The 15,196-nt window shown below is 54.0% G+C and carries 15 protein-coding genes; 14 read left to right on the forward strand and 1 reads right to left on the reverse strand.

What is annotated here, in order from left to right; genetic code table 11:
* The first annotated feature begins 484 nt into the window (after nucleotides 1–484).
* The 5 genes from AC5EFR_RS19810 (at nucleotide 485) to AC5EFR_RS19830 (ending at nucleotide 4,903) form a co-directional block, all read left to right on the forward strand.
* Nucleotides 485–1,471: a TRAP transporter substrate-binding protein gene (locus AC5EFR_RS19810; RefSeq protein ID WP_493577464.1), complete on the forward strand. Its 987-nt coding sequence runs from the start codon at nucleotides 485–487 to the stop codon at nucleotides 1,469–1,471.
* 68 nt (nucleotides 1,472–1,539) lie between these two features.
* Nucleotides 1,540–2,070: a TRAP transporter small permease gene (locus tag AC5EFR_RS19815; RefSeq protein WP_493577465.1), complete on the forward strand. Its 531-nt coding sequence runs from the start codon at nucleotides 1,540–1,542 to the stop codon at nucleotides 2,068–2,070.
* Nucleotides 2,071–2,072: 2 nt separating this feature from the next.
* A complete protein-coding gene (locus AC5EFR_RS19820) occupies nucleotides 2,073–3,353 on the forward strand; it encodes a TRAP transporter large permease (protein ID WP_299926315.1) in 1,281 nt (426 codons plus the stop codon).
* A gap of 75 nt (nucleotides 3,354–3,428) precedes the next feature.
* Nucleotides 3,429–4,172, forward strand: coding sequence for a ribonuclease activity regulator RraA (locus tag AC5EFR_RS19825; protein ID WP_493577466.1), 744 nt, complete (start codon nucleotides 3,429–3,431; stop codon nucleotides 4,170–4,172).
* 38 nt (nucleotides 4,173–4,210) lie between these two features.
* Nucleotides 4,211–4,903: a FadR/GntR family transcriptional regulator gene (locus AC5EFR_RS19830; protein WP_493577467.1), complete on the forward strand. Its 693-nt coding sequence runs from the start codon at nucleotides 4,211–4,213 to the stop codon at nucleotides 4,901–4,903.
* Here the strand turns inward: AC5EFR_RS19830 and AC5EFR_RS19835 are convergent.
* Entirely contained in the window at nucleotides 4,900–5,247 is a 348-nt protein-coding gene (locus AC5EFR_RS19835; protein ID WP_493577468.1) for a cupin domain-containing protein, read from the reverse strand. The two genes, AC5EFR_RS19830 and AC5EFR_RS19835, sit on opposite strands and share 4 nt — an antisense overlap.
* A 357-nt stretch (nucleotides 5,248–5,604) precedes the next feature.
* Here AC5EFR_RS19835 and AC5EFR_RS19840 point away from each other — a divergent pair, with 357 nt between their 5' ends.
* From AC5EFR_RS19840 to AC5EFR_RS19880, 9 genes are all read left to right on the forward strand, one after another.
* Nucleotides 5,605–6,432: a GntR family transcriptional regulator gene (locus tag AC5EFR_RS19840; RefSeq protein WP_493577469.1), complete on the forward strand. Its 828-nt coding sequence runs from the start codon at nucleotides 5,605–5,607 to the stop codon at nucleotides 6,430–6,432.
* On the forward strand, nucleotides 6,420–7,520 hold the full coding sequence (locus AC5EFR_RS19845) for an ABC transporter ATP-binding protein (RefSeq protein WP_493577470.1): 1,101 nt from the start codon (nucleotides 6,420–6,422) through the stop codon (nucleotides 7,518–7,520). The genes AC5EFR_RS19840 and AC5EFR_RS19845 overlap by 13 nt, the downstream gene beginning before the upstream one ends.
* Before the next feature lie 11 nt (nucleotides 7,521–7,531).
* On the forward strand, nucleotides 7,532–8,449 hold the full coding sequence (locus tag AC5EFR_RS19850; RefSeq protein ID WP_493577471.1) for an ABC transporter permease: 918 nt from the start codon (nucleotides 7,532–7,534) through the stop codon (nucleotides 8,447–8,449).
* A gap of 10 nt (nucleotides 8,450–8,459) precedes the next feature.
* A complete protein-coding gene (locus AC5EFR_RS19855; protein ID WP_493577472.1) occupies nucleotides 8,460–9,341 on the forward strand; it encodes a carbohydrate ABC transporter permease in 882 nt (293 codons plus the stop codon).
* Nucleotides 9,342–9,388: 47 nt separating this feature from the next.
* Nucleotides 9,389–10,933: a type 2 periplasmic-binding domain-containing protein gene (locus AC5EFR_RS19860; RefSeq protein WP_493577473.1), complete on the forward strand. Its 1,545-nt coding sequence runs from the start codon at nucleotides 9,389–9,391 to the stop codon at nucleotides 10,931–10,933.
* Between the two features lie 74 nt (nucleotides 10,934–11,007).
* A complete protein-coding gene (locus tag AC5EFR_RS19865; RefSeq protein ID WP_493577474.1) occupies nucleotides 11,008–13,320 on the forward strand; it encodes a heparinase II/III domain-containing protein in 2,313 nt (770 codons plus the stop codon).
* Between the two features lie 76 nt (nucleotides 13,321–13,396).
* Nucleotides 13,397–14,143, forward strand: coding sequence for an SDR family NAD(P)-dependent oxidoreductase (locus tag AC5EFR_RS19870; protein WP_493577475.1), 747 nt, complete (start codon nucleotides 13,397–13,399; stop codon nucleotides 14,141–14,143).
* A 78-nt stretch (nucleotides 14,144–14,221) separates the two neighbouring features.
* Entirely contained in the window at nucleotides 14,222–14,890 is a 669-nt protein-coding gene (locus AC5EFR_RS19875; RefSeq protein ID WP_493577476.1) for a DUF475 domain-containing protein, read from the forward strand.
* On the forward strand, nucleotides 14,784–15,196 hold a 413-nt coding region (locus AC5EFR_RS19880; RefSeq protein WP_493577477.1), incomplete at its 3' end, for a DUF475 domain-containing protein. The genes AC5EFR_RS19875 and AC5EFR_RS19880, both read left to right, overlap by 107 nt.

A 15,196-nucleotide genomic window follows, 5' to 3' on the forward strand; every position in this document is an offset into this window, starting at 1 on the left:
TCGACTTGCTATTGAAGGAGCGGTCGCAACACATGTTAGATGGCAAGCAAAGGCCGCCAGCGCATATTGTTGTCCTGTCGTCTAACCTCAAAATTGCGGGATGAATCGCGGCTCTCCCTCCGATTAGGCGATGTGGGGTGCAGGGCAGGTTGAACGTTCGTGGAAGCACCCGTTTTGCCGATTCGTCTGATTCGGAGAATCACATTTTTAGGCCGTTTTACTGTTTACGAATTTGCCCTAATTGAGGTGGTGTACTTTGCATTCTGAGCGTTGATGACATGTTTTCACCTGAGCGAAATTGGATTTTCTGGCAGTGAAACAAATGGGGGTCCTTCCCATATTTCTAAGAAAATAAAAGAAAAAATACAGATCGTGCCACATCTGAAGTGAACTTACCTCATTTGAGTTTTCAAATTATTAGTTGTAAAAATTTGTAATCAAAGTACCCATATTGGCAGACAAATTATCCTGAGGAGGAGTGATAATGATTTTGAACAAGTTTGCTGGACTTGGTGCGCTGACGGCTGTCGCGCTGACAATGTCCGCCCTTGCGGCCGAAGCCAAAGACTGGCGCGGTTGGAACATCCACGTAGAAGACTATCCCGTCTCGCACGGCATGGAATCCTTCATGGCGGAAGTTACCGAAAAGACCGACGGCGCGCTTAAGGGCAAAGTGTTCCATGCGGGTGTATTGGGGTCGCAGCCCGATGCAATCGAACAGGTGCGCCTTGGCATCATTGATTTTGGTGTCTTCAGCCTTGGGCCGATGGGTCAGGCGGTTCCTGAAACCAACGTTGTATCCCTGCCTTTTATCTTCAAATCTGTTCCGCAGATGTATGAACTGATGGATGGCGAAGCAGGTGCAGCGGTTTCCGCAGGCCTCGAAGCCAAAGGCATCGTTGCCCTGGGTTACTACGACGCTGGCGCGCGTTCGTTCTATAACGGTACCAAGCCGATCAACACACCTGATGACGTGGCCGGCATGAAAGTGCGCGTCATGAACAACGACCTGTTCGTTGGCATGATCGAAGCCATGGGCGGCAACGCCACACCAATGGCTTTTGCCGAAGTGTATCAGTCGCTGAAAACCGGCGTTGTTGATGGCGCTGAAAACAACCCGCCTAGCTATGAGTCGACCAGCCATTTTGAAGTCGCCAAATATTACTCCCTGTCTGAGCACCTCATTATCCCCGAGTGCCTCTGCATGAGCAAAAAGACCTTTGACGCCATGACACCTGAGCAGCAGGACATCGTTCGCGCCGCTGGTAAAGCGTCGACAGACTTGCAGCGTCAGCTCTGGCAAGAACGGGAGGCCGCTTCGATGAAAATCGTTCAGGACGGTGGCGTCGAAGTTAACGCGATTGCAGATAAATCTGCCTTCCAGGCGGCGATGGCTCCGGTCTACGAGCAGTATCTGGCGGCTAACCCCGACATGACTGATCTGGTTAATCTGTTCCGCAACGCAGAATAATTTGCCGCGCAATATGAGCGCTCCGCGCGGATCGCGGGGCGCTTTTTTCGGCGAAGGGAGGATCGTTGGTGGAACAAGAAACAACATTTGCGGACCAAATCCGGCAATGGTTGGATCGGTTGAGCGGGCTGTGTATTCTGCTTGCGTCTTGTGCCTTGGTTGTTTTGGTCGCAACATTTGGCTGGTTGGTTTTTGGTCGCTACGTGCTGAACGTCACACCAACATGGGTTGAGCAACTGGCGCTATTGCTGGTTTGCTACATTGCCTATCTGGGGGCCGCGGCCGGGGTGCATGAAAACACCCATCTGGGCGTCACCCTATTCCGTGACATGCTACCTGATCGCCTGCGTCAGGTGATCATGGTTTTGACCGATGCGATGCTTGCCGTCTTTGGCTTTGTCATGGCGATTGCCAGTCTTGAACTGTTTCAGTTCGGCTGGGACACCATGTTGCCAATGCTGAACATCCCCGAAAGCTTTCGCACCTTGTCCACGCTGTTGTGCGGTGGCCTGGTGTTCGTCTTTGCCGGAACCCGTGCGGCGTTCCGGTGTCATTGCCTGATAACAGGAAAACCCTTTGAAACTGATGAGGTAACCTAAGCATGGGCTTGGCTATTCTTCTGGGCATGTTTGCCGGCTGTGTCGTGCTGGGTGTCCCCGTGGCATTTGCAATGGGCATCGCGGCGGCCTCCGCCTTCTGGTACGAGGGTTTCCCGCTTCTAATCACCTTCCAACGGTCGATTTCAGGTATTTCAGTGTTCTCCCTGCTTGCGATCCCGTTTTTCGTCTTTGCCGGTGAGCTGATGCTGCACGGCGGTATCGCCATCCGTCTGGTGCGCTTTGCCTCGGCTTTGGTCGGGCACATTCGTGGCGGTCTGGCTTCGGTCAATATCTTCTCATCCATGCTGTTTGGCGGCATCTCGGGGTCTGCTGTTGCGGATATCTCTGCGCTTGGGTCGATCCTCATTCCAGTGATGAAAGAGCGCGGCTACAAAGCCGATTACGCGGTCAACGTCACTGTGACCTCTTCGATCGCTGGGATCGTTATCCCACCCAGCCACAACATGATCATTTTTGCCGTTGCGGCCGGTGGCGGCATCTCGATCTCCAAGCTATTCTTGGCTGGCGTGATCCCCGGTATGCTGATGTGTATCTGCCTTGCGGTTGCCGCCTATTTCATCGCGATCAAACACAATTATCCGTCTGAGCCTTTCCCCGGTTGGAAAGCCGTTTGGGTCGCCTCGGTTGCCGCAATCCCCGGCTTGATCACGGCAGTGATCATCGTGGGCGGGGTACTGTCTGGCGTCTTTACTGTGACAGAATCCGGTGCCTTCGGTGCGATCTACGCCCTGCTTTTGACCGCCTTCGTCTATCGAAGCCTCGATTGGGAAAGCTTCAAGATTTCGGTCATGTCGGCGGTGAAAACCACGGCAATGGTGATGGTTCTCATTGGTTTCGCCAGCTCCTTTGCCTACCTGCTGGCGCTGTACCAAGTCCCAACAAAATTGAGCAGCTTTATGCTCGGTATCTCGGAAGAGAAGATCGTTGTTCTTTTGATGATCAACATGATGCTGTTGGTGCTTGGCATGATCATGGATATGGCGGCGCTGATCCTGATTTGTACGCCAATCTTTCTACCGATCGCCAAAGATCTGGGCATGGACCCGATCCAATTCGGCATTATGATGTTGGTAAACCTTGGGCTTGGTCTATGCACGCCACCCGTCGGGACCTGTCTGTTTGTCGGGTGCGCCGTTGGTAAGATCAAGATCGAAGAAACGCTGAAATCAATCTGGCCGTTTTACCTGGCCATCCTCGCGGCGTTGATTCTAATCACCTATGTCCCTGCGGTTTCGCTCTGGCTGCCATCAATGTTTGAGTGAGACAGTCATGCGCGCGTGCCTGTTTGACCGATCCGGTTGTCAGAAATCCCGATTGAACCACCAAAGGAGAAAGCTATGACTTTGCGTGAAACTTTCGATCATGCGGCAGGAATGTCGGACGGATTACGGGCCAAGCTGATGCAGGTGAGCACAGCCACCCTGACCACGGCATTGTTTGCGCGCGGGTTGCGCAACATCTTTCTTCAAGGGCCACAACGTCTTCGGCCTGGGCCAAACATGGTCGGGCCGGCCTATACACTGCGTTATATTCCTGCCCGAGAGGACCTTGATGGGCTGGACTCGTTTGAAGACCGCGACAACCCCCAGCGCAAAGGCGTTGAGGAGTGCCCCAATGGGGCGGTGTTCGTGATCGACGCACGGCAGGATGCATCAGCAGCCTCTGCCGGCTGCATTCTCGCCACGCGGTTGCAGCAACGCGGTTGCCAAGGAGTGGTGACAGATGGTGGATTTCGTGACACGCCAGAAATCGCCCAGCTGGACATGGCCGCTTATCACAGCCGCCCCAGCGCGCCGACCAACCTCACCAAGCATCACGCGGTGGCGGTTAACGACCCGATCGCCTGTGGTGGCGTGGCGGTTTTCCCCGGTGACATCATCGTGGGCGACAATGAAGGTGTGGTATGTGTGCCTGCCCATTTGGCAGAAGATATGGCGGAAGAAGCAATCGAAATGACAGTCTTTGAAGACTTTGTTATGGAAATGGTCAAAAGCGGTGCGTCTACTTTTGGATTGTACCCGCCAACGGACCCAAAAACGAAAGAAATGTTCGCATCGTGGAGACACCAAAACGGCAGATAGGAGCCTTGGGGAGTAAGGCGGCAAGTGCAGACAAACCTGTGAGGGACCGCACTCTGTCTGATCGTGTTTATGAAAGTGTTCTGGGAATGATCGCCAGCGGCGAGATCGCGGTTGGGGAAAAGCTGCCGACCGAGCATGTGCTCAGCGAGCAACTTGAGGTTTCACGCCCAGTTCTGCGTCAGGCTCTAAAGCAACTTCGCGAAGACGGTGTTATTGTATCGCGCCAAGGCTCCGGCTCATTTGTCCAACGCCGTCCTGAAAATGCAGTTTTGGATTTTGCCCCGGTTGGGTCTATCGCCGATATTCAACGAACGTTTGAGTTTCGGGCTGCGATAGAAAGCGAAGCGGCCTTTTTGGCGGCCTTGCGTCGCTCAGAAGCCGATATGGAACGTTTGCGCGCCACCTTGGCCGAACTTGATCGTTGTGTTCTCGAAGGGCGTCTTGGCGTTGATGAGGATGAAGATTTCCATGTTGCGGTCTGTTCGGCGTCTGACAATCAGTACTTCCTAGCCGCACGTACGTCGATGAAAAGCAACATTCTGACCGGTATGAATCTGACGCGGAATCTATCGCTCACCAAGCCGCAGGATCGTTTGGAATTGGTTCAAGAAGAACATCACGCCATTTTCAACGCGATTGAAAAGCGTGACCCGGAAGCATCTCGTTTGGCGATGCGGGCGCATGTTGAAAACGCCCGCAACCGTGTGTTCGAAGGCCCGATAGGCAATTAATCGACGGGAATACCGTGCGCTTCGAGGAAGTCGTCGCGCCGTGGGGCAAAGGCGTCTTTGAGCGAGCCTGCTTCAAGGCACACACAGCCATGCATGACATTGGATGGGATGACCATTCCGTCGCCAGGCTCCAAAATCTTGGTTTCGTCGCCAACAGTAAATTCGAACCGACCCGAGTCAACATAGGTTGTCTGCGTATGCGGATGATTGTGGAGGGGGGCTTTGGTTCCGGTCTCAAACCGAAACTCCACCATCATGATGTCTTTGTTGTGACATAGGATGCGACGCTGAGAGCCGGGTGCAGCTTCCATCCATGCGTCTGGGCTGTTGGAGTGAATGATCATGGCGAGTTCCCTTAGGTTTGCAGTTGATTTGTATTTATTTGTAACGATGGGTAGGTGTTGCAGCCCAATCGGTCAATGGATTGAGCGTGTGCGGGCGTGGAATCCAAATTGTTGAGGCCGAAAATGCGACTCACCAGCCAGATTTGTTATTTTTTGAGCTGAATCTTGTGTTTTTCGGGTGTGTTCTTTGGCAGATGGATCGCTATATTTCCCTACCAGCCTGAAATAAAAAGCTATTTTAGGCGCTTTCATTTTGAATATTTGTAAATATTTGTATTGTTAAAATTTGACATCTAATGTATCAGTTGCTGCATCAATCGCCTTGGGAGGGGTGTTATGATCAGTGCTGTGGAGGAGATGAGGGTACGTTTTGCGCAGCAGCGTGGCGTCGCGGCTTTTGCGCATGGCTATCAGTTGAGTGGCGTGGGGCCACTTTCTTCCCAATACTATGAGGTTTTGCGCAGGTTGATCGTTTCGCTCGATCTCCATCCCGGCCAACTTCTGTCGGAGCAAGACATCGCAACAGCCTTTAAGTCTTCTAAGACGCCGGTCCGCGAAGCGCTCATTCGGCTTGAAGCCGCTGGACTTGTAAAAATTGTTCCTAAGAGCGGAACCTACGTCATGCCGATTGACCTCGCGCGTTACAAGGAGGCGTGTTTTGTCCGCCTATCCTTGGAGGCCTCGGCCATCCGACTGGCGGCGCAAAACCCCGATCGGGCCAGCTTTGCGGCACCACTTTTGCTGAAGCTTTCCGAGCAAGAGCGCGCTTGTCGCTCTGGTGACTATCCGGCCTATTTTGAGGCGGATGTGGGTCTTCACAAACTGTTCGTGGGCATGGCTGGGGTTGCCGGTGTTTGGGATGCGATCGAACGGTCTCAGGTGGACGTGTTTCGCATTCGTCATTTGCTTGGCATGCAAAACCTTACTCGCTCCGAGCAGGCCATCGCCGACCACAAATGCATCGTTTCAGCCGTTTTGGAGGGCAGGCCAGACACGGCGCAGACCGCACTCATTGCGCATATCGGATCGCCTGAGAGCAAGATTCGCATCCTCGAAGAGCGGCCCGGCATTTTGGAATTTATCGAGAAACTGAATGAGGCGGCGCATGTCCCAACACGCTCGCGTCACTCAAGAACTGTTGTCAACGAGGCGGCGGGGAAAGTGGAGGAAACATGTCGGGTGTAGTCCTGGACAAAATTGTCAAACGCTATGGAGCCGTACAGGTTGTGCATGGCATCGACCTACAGATCGAACCGCAAGAGTTTGTTGTTCTGGTTGGCCCGTCGGGCTGCGGTAAATCGACAACCCTGCGCATGATCGCCGGTCTCGAAGAAATTTCGGACGGCAAGCTGACAATCGCTGATCGCCATGTGAACAACGTTGCCCCAAAGGATCGTGACGTCGCGATGGTGTTCCAAAACTACGCGCTTTACCCGCATCTGAACGTCGCCGAAAATATCGCGTTCGGTCTTCGTATCCGCAAAGCCAAGAAGCCCGAGATTGCCAAATCGGTGGCGGAAGTCGCGGAAATTTTGGGATTGACTGACTACCTTGATCGCCGGCCCGCTGACCTCTCTGGTGGTCAGCGTCAGCGCGTTGCAATGGGGCGCGCCATCGTTCGTCACCCCGAAGTCTTTCTGTTTGACGAGCCTCTGTCCAACTTGGACGCCAAGCTACGCACTCAGATGCGCGCCGAGATCAAGCGTCTGCACAAGCGTTTGGGCGTGACAAGCATTTACGTGACGCACGATCAGGTTGAAGCCATGACACTGGCGGACCGGATTGTTGTTATGCGCGATGGTCGCATCGAACAAATCGGCCGTCCGATGGAGTTGTTCAACAATCCTGTGAATACCTTTGTCGCCAGCTTTATCGGTTCTCCGCCAATGAACCAACTGACGGCAGTGGTCGAAGGCGGCGATGACGCGCCATTTGCGACACTTGGCGAGGCCAAAGTTAAGCTTCCCAAGTTGCCACAGTTGCAAGGTCAGGCCGGGCGCAAAGTGATTGTCGGCATTCGACCTGAGCACGCTTTGATCACCCCTGTTGAGGGGGCAAGCGCCATACCATTGGACTTGGATTTGGTGGAAACTCTGGGCTCCGAAGCGTTGTTGCACACTCATGTCGGCGACACGCCATTTGTGATCAAGACCGAGACCCACGGGGATATCGACCACCTTTATGACGTGGACAAGGTCTATATCAACGCTGAGAAAATCAAAGTTTTCGATGCAGATACGGGGGATGTCTTTGCCCATCCCACCCAAGGTTAAGGGAGGGCGAGATGCAAAAGAAACTCGCCTGGTTTTTGCAGCATATGCGCCGTGAATGGCAGATATATGTGCTGCTCGCCCCGACCATCATCTGGTTTATCTTATTTCTCTACAAACCCATGTACGGGTTACAGATCGCCTTTAAAGACTACAGCATCTTCCGTGGCATCGCGGGGAGCCCGTGGGTTGGGTTTGAGCATTTCCAAACCCTTTTTGAGAGCGACACCTTTGTTCGCGCCTTGAAAAACACAGTGATTATCAGCGCGTTGTCGATGATGTTCGGATTTCCAATGCCGATCATCCTCGCGCTGATGTTCAACGAGGTTCTCAACCAAACTTACAAGAAAACCGCTCAGACACTTGTTTACCTTCCGCACTTTATCTCGACCGTGATTATTGCCGGGATTGTGGTGACCGCCTTCTCGCCCTCGGCGGGGATTGTGAATACGATCATTGGGTGGTTCGGGATCGAGCCGATCTACTTCCTTACCAAACCGGAATGGTTCAGGCCGATTTTCATCGGGTCGGGCATTTGGCAAGAGGCGGGCTTTAGTTCCATCGTCTTTCTTGCGGCCATCGCCGGGGTTAATCCATCGCTCTATGAAAGCGCGGTGGTCGATGGGGCAAGCCGTTGGCAGATGATGTGGAAAATCACACTGCCGTCGATCATGCCGACGATCATCATCATGTTGATCATTCGTATCGGCAACATTCTGGAAATCGGGTTTGAACTTGTCATCCTGCTTTACCAGCCCGCGACGTATCAAACCGCGGATGTGATCAACACCTTCATCTACCGACAGGGTTTGCAGGGCGGCCAATACGATGTCGCCGCCGCGGCCGGTCTGTTCAACGCTGTGGTCGCCTTTGTTCTGGTTATGACCGCCAACACAATCTCGCGCCGTGTCTCGCGCACATCGCTGTGGTGAGGGCTGAATTATGGCAAATATGAATCTCTATTCTCGTGGCGATAAGCTCTTTGTTGTCGCCAACATGGTTCTGATCGGAATCTTCGCGCTATCAACGCTATATCCGTTCATCTACATCGCAGCGGTGTCGTTTAGCTCCGGCTTTGCGGCGACGGCGGGCAAGGTCATCCTAACACCGGTTGACCTGACACTGGCCGCCTATGAACGGGTGCTAAGTGAGCCGGAATTCTGGCGCAGCTATCTGAACACGTTCATCTATACGATCGGCGGAACGCTGATGAGCCTGATCATCATCATTCCGGGGGCCTATGCCCTGTCGCGGCCGCAACTGATAGGTCGCCGGTTCTGGAACCTCGTGGTGGCCTTTACCATGTGGTTCAACGCCGGGATGATCCCGTTCTTCTTGAACATGCGTGATCTGGGGCTGATGGATAGCTACTTTGGCCTGATCATCGGTTTTGCGTGTAACGCCTTTAATATCATCCTGTTGCGCAACTTCTTTGAAAGCATCCCAGCGTCGTTTGAAGAAGCGGCACGGATGGATGGCGCAAACGAATTCCAGGTGCTTTGGAAAGTGTTTGTTCCATTGTCGAAACCGGCCATCGCAACCGTGACTTTGTTCTGCATCGTTGCACGGTGGAACGGCTTCTTTTGGGCAATGGTCTTGTTGCAGGACGAAAGCAAGATTCCGTTGCAGGTCTATCTGCGCCAGATCATCGCCACCCTGTCAGATGACGAGGAGTTTGCCTCGACCCTTTTGACAGCCCCCTATTCGGTCGAAACGGTCACCGCTGCGATCATCGTATGTTCGATTATCCCGGTCCTGATCATCTACCCGTTTGTTCAGAAATACTTCAACAAAGGCATCCTTTTGGGAGGAGTGAAAGAATGACTTTGGAAAAGAAAGACAACGATATCAAAGGTAAAGGGAGGACTACCATGAAGAAACTCACAACCACCGCGCTGGCGCTGGCATCGACCATGATGACCACTCCGGTTTTGGCCGATGGCCATGGTGCCAAGATTGTGGACGATCCGCTTGAGCTGACGATCCACATGCACCACAAGCGCTATACCAGCTATGACGAAAGCTGGCCGGTTGAGCAGACCGCGCGCGAGATGACCAATATTCATCTCAAGAACAAGACCTTTGGGTCGAACACGCCGCAAAGTGACGAAGCCATCAACCTCTTGCTGGCCTCTGGCGAATTGCCTGACATCATTGGCACGTCGCGCATCCGTGATGTTGTGAACCAGTATGGTCCACAGGGCGCGTTTACCCCGCTCAACGATCTGATCGAAGAGCATGCGCCGCATATGAAGGCCTACTTTGACTCACACCCCGACGTGAAATCGGCGATCACCTCGTCGGATGGCAACATGTACTACATTCCGTATCTGCCTGATGGCAAATATGGTCGTGCCTATTTCATCCGCTACGACTGGGTTGAAAAGCTGGGTCTTGAGATCCCCAACAATGTTGACGAACTGAAAACAGTTCTTGAGGCGTTCCGTGATGGCGATCCAAACGGCAATGGCAAAAAGGACGAAGTGCCTTACTTTGCCCGTCAATGGGAAGAGCTGATCCGTCTGGTGACGCTTTGGGACGGTCGCTCTTCTGGTTCTGATACCTATCACGACTACTACGTGACCGATGGCAAACTGGCGCATCCCTATGCCGGTGAGGGCTATCGCGAAGGTATCAAGAACCTTGCAGAGTGGTATGCCGAAGGTCTGATCGACGCGGAAATCTTTACTCGTGGGTCGTCGTCGCGCGAATTCCTCTTGTCCGAAAACATGGGTGGCATGACCCACGATTGGTTCGCCTCGACCTCCGGCTACAACCGTTTGTCTGCAGACATCGAAGGGTTCTCGTTCAAAGCCTTCGCGCCGCCGGCCTCGATCTCAGGCAAGCGTATCGAAGAGCACCGCCGTATCCCGTTCAAGCCTGATGGCTGGGCGATGGGTGGCACCAATGAGCACCCCGTTGAAACCATCAAATACTTTGACTTCTGGTTCTCTCCCGAAGGTCGTGATCTGGTCAACTTTGGTGTCGAAGGCGCTCAGTACACGTTGGTTGATGGCGAGCCACAGTTCACCCAAGAGTTCTTGGACGCAGGTCCGGTTAACTCCTCGCTGTATCAGATCGGTGCCCAGCTTCATGCCCGTGGTTATTTCCAAGATTATGAGTATGAAAAGCAGTGGTCGAACGAGTTCGCCCTCGAAGGCATCGCGCTTTATGACGAAGGTGACTATCTGATTGATCAGTTCCTCGGTGTGTCCCTGAACGCCGACGAGCAGAAGGTTTACGACAAGTATAACGCACAGCTGCGGACCTATATGCTTGAGCGTCAACAGGCCTGGATTTTGGGTACCGGTGACGTCGAAGCCGATTGGGCCGACTATCAGGATCAGCTTGAAAAACGTGGTTACAGCAAGGTGCTGGAAGTCATGCAGGCGGCCTACGACCGTCAATATAACTAAGCCTCGCTTGAATATCGTGCCGTTCGCCCCCTGCGGGCGGCACATCTTATGTTCCACCAAAGGAAGTCCTTTCGATGTCAGCCAGTGCAAACTATCTGGACCAACCCCGCGCCGGGCGTTTGAATATCCAATACGCCCCTGTGGATGGCTCCGTGCCGGTCGAAAATCCGCCACGGTTCACATGGCTGCCTGTTGTCGATGACGAAGCCCGCTATGTGCTGCGCGTTGCCAGAGATGACAGCTACAAAGACGCCGTGGTCTTTTCCGATATACCGTTGAATTTCCTCACACCCGATCATGTGTTTGAGCCGGGTGACTATGTTTGGTCCTATGCGGAATGGGACGCCGAAACCAAAACCGCCGCGACCGAGTGGAGCGCAAATCGCCGCTTTACTGTGACGGCGGACGCCACCCAAGTGCCCTTGGCCGGACGCACCAAACGTTATGCCAAATCCGATATGAGCCACCCGCGTCTATGGCTTGGTCCCAAGGAGTTGGCGAGCTTCAAAAAAGCCGTTGCTGCAGATGCAGATCACTGCGCGTGGTCAACGTTCTATGAAAAATCCGTAGCGCCGTGGATGGAACGTCCGGTGATGGATGAGCCCGCTGGCTACGAAAACCATCAACGGACCCCGCCCGTTTGGCGTCAAACCTATATCGACTGCCAAGAACTGCTTTATGCGATCCGTCATCTCGCCGTTGGCGGCAAAGTTCTTGACGATCAAGCGCTTCTGGATCGCGCCAAAGACTGGTTGCTGGCCGCTGCCGATTGGGACCCAAATGGAACCACGTCGCGCGCCTATACCGACGAATGGGCGTTCCGTGTGACCTTGGCGTTGGGCTGGGGCTACGATTGGTTGCATGATCAGCTGAGCGCCGAAGAGCGTGACAAAGTCCGCACCGCTTTGTTGATCCGCACGCGTGAGATTGCCGAACACATCATAGACCACGCCAACATCCATCTCTTCCCCTACGATAGCCACGCCGTGCGGGCCGTTTCGGCGGTTTTGGTGCCCTGTTGCATTGCCATGCTGGACGAAGAACCCGAGGCGCGTGAGTGGCTGGATTACTCAATCGAATTCCTCTCGACTGTCTATACCCCATGGGGCGATGAGCAGGGTGGCTGGGCCGAAGGCCCGCATTATTGGATGACCGGTCAGGCTTATTTGATTGACGCAGCGAACCTGCTCAAAGCCTTTACCGGTTATGATCTTTATGAGCGCCCGTTCTTTCAGAAAACCGGTGACATGCCGCTTTATACCAAAGCGCCCGACACCCGCCGCGCGACCTTTGGCGATGATAGCACCATGGGTGATCTGCCCTGTCTCAAGATCGGTTACAACCTGCGCCAATATGCGGGTGTGACCGGCAACGGGGCCTATCAATGGTACTATGACGAGATCAAACGCAACGATCCTGGCACCGAGATGGCTTTCTATAACTGGGGTTGGTGGGACTTCAATTTCGATGAAATGGCCTATCAACAACAATGGCCGATGATCGAGGCACAAGCCCCGTCAAAAGAAGATCAACTGCGTTGGTTCAAGGGGATCGGTTGGGTCGCGATCCAACACAAGATGGATGTGCCGGATGAGCATGTTCAATTTGTGTTCAAAGCCTCACCTTTCGGCTCGATCAGCCACTCGCACGGCGATCAGAACGCCTTTTGCCTCGCGGCTTATGGCGAAGATCTGGCCATTCAATCCGGGCATTACGTGGCCTTCAATAGTTCGATGCACCAGACATGGCGCCGCCAGACGATCTCGAAAAATGCCATTATGATCAATGGAAAAGGGCAATATGCGGATCGCGACAAAGCCAAGCAGATGCAATCAACCGGGCAAATCCTAGCGGCCGAACAACGCGAGGGCCATGTCTATATGAAGGGTGAGGCCACAGCGGCTTACAAGCTGCTCTCGCCCGAAGTGACACGGGTTGAGCGCGAAGTATATTTCATCAACGGCAGCTACTTTGTCTTTGTCGATACGATTGACGCCGATGAACCTGTCACCATTGATTTCCGTTTGCACGCAAATGGACCGTTCCAGCTTGGCAAAGGGTCCTTCCGCTATACCGGCGAAAAGGCCGGGTTCTATGGCGAGGTGTTGTGGTCCGAAGGTGGCAAGCCCGAGATCACGCAGGAAACCGGTTTCCCCGGTGTGGATATGTCCGAGGTCGAAGGTCTACCAATTTCGACTTGCATGACCGCCAGCTATCCGGCCGCGAAACGCCACCGCATTGCGACCCTGCTGGTGCCGTACCGAAAGACCGATCCGAAACGGATTTTCCATTTCCTCGATGATCAGGGCTATGACTGCGATCTGTATTTCACCGATGCGGATGAAAACAGCTTCAAGGTTGTCGTTCAAAAATTGGCCAAGGCCTAACCCATAGGGCGGTGGGGACGCCACTCGCTACACCAGACAAGAGCCCGATGCGGCAGATAAAACAGGAGAAATACAAATGATTATGCAGGGTAAAACCGCAATTGTAACAGGCGGTGGCCGCGATATTGGGCGTGCTTGTGTGATGGAATTGGCCGCTCAGGGTGCGAATGTTGTGATCAACTATCACTCAAGCTCGGCCGGTGCCGATTCCGCCGTGGAAGAGATCAATGCCGCCGGTGGCAGTGCCATTGCCCTTCAGGGTGACATGACCTCTGAGGCAGACGTCAAAGCATTGGTTGCTGCGACGGTCGAGGCCTATGGCAAAGTCGATAGCCTGATCCACGTCACCGGTGGTTTGGTGGCCCGTGTGCCGATGTCCGAAATGACACTTGAGCATTGGAACACCGTCATGAACCTCAACACCACTTCGTTGATGCTGGCGGTGCGTGAATGCCTGCCGCATATGGGGGAGGGTAGCTCAATTGTGACACTGGCCTCGCAGGCCGGTCGTGATGGCGGTGGACCCGGTGCGTCGGCCTATGGTGCCTCCAAGGGCGCTGTGATGACCCTGACGCGGGGTTTGGCCAAAGAGTTGGCGCCAAAAATCCGCGTTAACGGTGTCTGTCCGGGCATGATCAACACCGACTTCCACAACACCTTTACCAAGCCCGAAGTGCGCAGCCACGTGGCCAACATCACACCGCTAAAGCGTGAAGGCAATTCCGACGAAGTCGCCAAGCTGGCGGTTTATCTGGCGTCGGACGGGGCCTCTTTCATCACCGGCACCAATGTGGATATCAACGGCGGCATGCTGTTTTCCTAAGTTTCTAGGGTCCTCCACTGGGCGCAAGTGCATCTACTGCCTTGCGCCCTTTTATTTAGCACTGCCATAGGGTTGCTCATGTCTGTCACGTCTTCCCGTTCGATCCTTACCTATTTCTCCTGGGCCTTTTCCTTTACCGCCTTGGGCCTTCTGCTAAGTCTTTGGGTCGGTTGGCGCTTTACCGGCACTGTGCAAGGCATGTGGTCGGTATTTTTCATCTGCCTAGTGCTGTCGATATTGGAAATCTCGCTGTCCTTTGACAATGCGGTGGTGAATGCCAATATCCTGAAACGAATGGACCCGGTTTGGCAAAAGCGGTTTTTGACATGGGGTATTTTGATCGCCGTCTTCGGAATGCGGATCGTTTTCCCGGTCATGGTTGTGAGCATCGCAGCAGGCACCGGACCGATCGAGGCGCTGAAATTGGCCGTGAGCAACCCGGATCGCTATGCCGACATCATGCATGTCGCGCACCCAAAAATCGCCGCGTTTGGCGGGGCGTTTTTGTTGATGGTGGCGCTGTCGTTCTTCTTTGATCCTGACAAGGACGAACATTGGTTTGGGCCTATTGAACGCGGCTGTGCGCTGTTCGGTGATGCGCGGTGTCGAGGCGGCTCTGGCCCTTGTGATCATATTGATCGTGGCGACGCTCTATCCCGATGGCGCGCGCGCCGAGTTCGTGACCATGGCGTTATATGGCATGATGACCTTCTTTGCGGTCGAGTTTTTGGGCCGGATGTTGGATAGCAATCAGGCCGGTCTTACCGCTGGCAAAGCTGGGCTTGGGGCGTTCTTGTACCTCGAGGTCTTGGATGCCAGTTTCAGTTTTGATGGGGTGATCGGGGCGTTTGCCCTGTCGCAAAACCTCTTTGTCATCGCCATCGGTCTTGGCATTGGCGCGATGTATGTGCGGTCGATGACCATCGCCTTGGTCGAACGCGAAGTCCTATCCGAGTTCCGCTTTCTCGAACACGGCGCGTTCTACGCGATCTTGGTTCTGGCGGTGATCATGTTCATCCAGCCGCTGATGCATATCCCCGAAGTCATCACCGG

Source organism: Pelagimonas sp. (genome assembly GCF_058892305.1).